General features: G+C 44.2%; 1 protein-coding gene and 1 pseudogene. Both read right to left on the bottom strand.

All coding sequences use genetic code 11. The features are described 5' to 3' along the window. Window positions 1-379: pseudogene (locus HMPREF2955_RS16065) on the bottom strand (energy transducer TonB); the annotation flags it as partial. Between the two features lie 99 nt (window positions 380-478). Beyond that, window positions 479-820, bottom strand: coding sequence for an energy transducer TonB (locus HMPREF2955_RS00390; protein ID WP_168166853.1), 342 nt, complete (start codon window positions 818-820; stop codon window positions 479-481). Between the last annotated feature and the right edge of the window lie 440 nt (window positions 821-1,260).

Below are 1,260 nucleotides of genomic sequence, written 5' to 3'. Positions count from 1 at the left end.
ATGCCTCTTTATCTAATGCAGGATGCACGCTGCGAAGTACCTCAAAATGCGTTAGTTCGCCGCTGGGTTCCACTGTTAGGCGGATAACAACCTTGCCCTTAACGTCCTTTGCCTCATCAGGCTGTCGCACCTCTTTCTTTATAAACTCCATCAGTGCCACATCACCGCCAGGGAATTGAGGTGGTGTTTCAAAAATTTCGCACACAACACGCAGGGTGTCCTCGGCCTTAGGAGTTGCCGACTTAACCTGTGTGGGCCGATTTCGTTTCTTATTCTTGCCCTTCCCACCTTGTGCGTTGGCATTAAGGCAGGCCAAACACATCGCCATTACAAGCCATAGCTTGCAACGAAATACGGAATGAATGCTCATTGTTCGCATAACTCCCTCCTTTGGTTTATTATTGTTTCAACTACGATTATCGCTTAATAGGGGTTGTCTATCAGCTCTTTGCAAGCTATCTACCCTTAGAAACGCCACTTATTTATCTCTCCGTTCAGGCTCTGTTCCGCCCTTTTCCTCGCCTTTAAATGCAACAACTAAATTATATTTTACAGCTACAAGTTTGCCACAAATGCTGCCTGGAATCCATTTGGGCATCATTTTGACAACCCTTAAAGCCTCTTTATCTAATGCAGGATGCACGCTGCGACGTACCTCAAAATGCGTTAGTTCGCCGCTGGTTTCCACAATTACGCCGATAACAACCTTGCCCTTAACGTCCTTTGCCTCATCAGGCTGTCGCACTTCTTTCTTTAAAAACTCCATCAGTGCCTTATCTCCGCCAGGGAATTGAGGCGATATTTCAAAAATTTCACACATAAAACGTTGGTTTTCCTCGGCCTTAGTAGTTGCCGACTTAACTTGTTTGGGCTGATTTCGTTTCTTATTCTTGCCCTTCCCACCTTGTGCGTTGGCATTAAGGCAGGCCAAACACATCGCCATTACAAGCCATAGCTTGCAACGAAATACGGAATGAATGCTCATTGTTCGCATAACTCCCTCCTTTGGTTTATTATTGTTTCAACTACGATTATCGCTTAATAAGGATTGTCTACCAGCTCTTTGCAAGTTTTCTATCCTTTAAAACGCCACTTATTTATCTCTCCGTTCGGGCTCTGTTCCTCCCTTTTCCTCGCCTTTAAATGCAATAACTAAATTATATTTTACAGCTACAAGTTTGCCATAAATACTGCCTGGAATCCATTTGGGCATCTTTTTGACAACCCTTAATGCCTCTTTATCTAATGCAGGATGCACGC

Origin of the sequence: Prevotella sp. HMSC073D09 (assembly GCF_001814145.1) — a bacterium.
GTDB lineage: Bacteria > Bacteroidota > Bacteroidia > Bacteroidales > Bacteroidaceae > Prevotella > Prevotella conceptionensis.
Note: the sequence above shows the minus strand (reverse complement) of the source record. Positions and strands in the feature narration are given on the sequence as shown.

What these genes read in the sequence shown, in the direction of transcription:
- HMPREF2955_RS00390 (WP_168166853.1), bottom strand. Translation starts at nt 820, where the DNA reads ATGTGTGAAATTTTTGAAATATCGCCTCAATTCCCTGGCGGAGATAAG.